Consider the following 968-nt stretch of genomic DNA (forward strand, 5'->3'; position numbering starts at 1 on the left):
ACTTAGGTGGCGTATTAGGGCCAATGATGGGGTCGAGTATTTTCATGCATTTTGGCTATCATTGGGTATTTTACGGTACAGCCCTTTTGGCTTTTACCGATTTGATGTTCCTCTTATTCTTATTTAGAAAGTATTTGAAAGTGAGAGACGTACGTGCGAATTAAAGTTCAATTGACCTGCACCAGCTGTGGGAGTCAGAATTATTTGACCAGTAAAAATACCAAAACCCATCCCGAAAAGATCGAGGTCTTGAAGTATTGTCCCAAGGAAAGAAAAGTAACCTTACATATTGAATCAAAATGATTTTCATGGTATAATAGTGAAGATTTTAAGGAGTTTTGAATATGAGCGGAGCATTAACAACTATTTTACTAGTATTATCAGTATTGATTATTATCGCAATTTTTATGCAACCAACAAAAAACCAATCGAGCAACGTCTTTGACGCAAGCTCAAATGACTTGTTTGAACGTTCAAAAGCGCGCGGGTTTGAAGCCGTGATGCAGCGTTTAACAGCTATTATGATCTTCTTTTGGTTATTGATCGCGATGATCTTAATGGTACTTTCTAGTAGATAAGATAGGCTCAGACAATGTCTTTGCCTATTTTTATTTTGCAAAACAAAGACACAAGTAGATAGAAAAAAAGGAGGCTGGATAACCAGCAAATAAATCAATGAAAACAAGTATTAAAGAATATTTACAAGAGCATGACAAAGCCCAGATCAATGATCTGGCAGCAGCTCTAGGAAAAGAAGGGTCTAAGGATTTCCGTGACTTGGTCAAAACCATCTCGCTGATGGAACGTCGCCATGAGTTGAAATTCGAAGATGATGGCTCTCTTCGTTTGGCTCAAAAGAAGGCCCCAGCTATTACCCTTAAGGGGATCTTTCATGCCCATAAAAATGGATTTGGCTTTGTCAGTTTAGAAGGCGAAGAAGAGGATCTCTTTGTTGGCCGAAATGATGT

At 38.3% G+C, this 968-nt stretch carries 2 protein-coding genes and 1 pseudogene; all 3 read left to right on the forward strand.

The annotated features are described in order from the left end of the window. Window positions 1–153: 153 nt before the first annotated feature. A complete protein-coding gene (gene rpmG, locus SPADD19_RS11365) occupies window positions 154–303 on the forward strand; it encodes a 50S ribosomal protein L33 (RefSeq protein ID WP_003005699.1) in 150 nt (49 codons plus the stop codon). Between the two features lie 41 nt (window positions 304–344). Then, the gene (gene secG / locus SPADD19_RS01630) at window positions 345–578 is read left to right on the forward strand and encodes a preprotein translocase subunit SecG (protein ID WP_003008189.1); all 234 of its coding nucleotides are present in this window, start codon (window positions 345–347) and stop codon (window positions 576–578) included. A gap of 97 nt (window positions 579–675) precedes the next feature. Next, window positions 676–968, forward strand: a pseudogene (locus tag SPADD19_RS12310) (ribonuclease R); the annotation flags it as partial.

The sequence above is a fragment of the Streptococcus parasanguinis genome (genome assembly GCF_001578955.1).
Classification (GTDB): Bacteria; Bacillota; Bacilli; order Lactobacillales; family Streptococcaceae; genus Streptococcus; species Streptococcus parasanguinis_U.

Bases quoted from the DNA above. Each gene is read 5' to 3' on its own strand.
- secG (WP_003008189.1), top strand. From the start codon at position 345: ATGAGCGGAGCATTAACAACTATTTTACTAGTATTATCAGTATTGATT.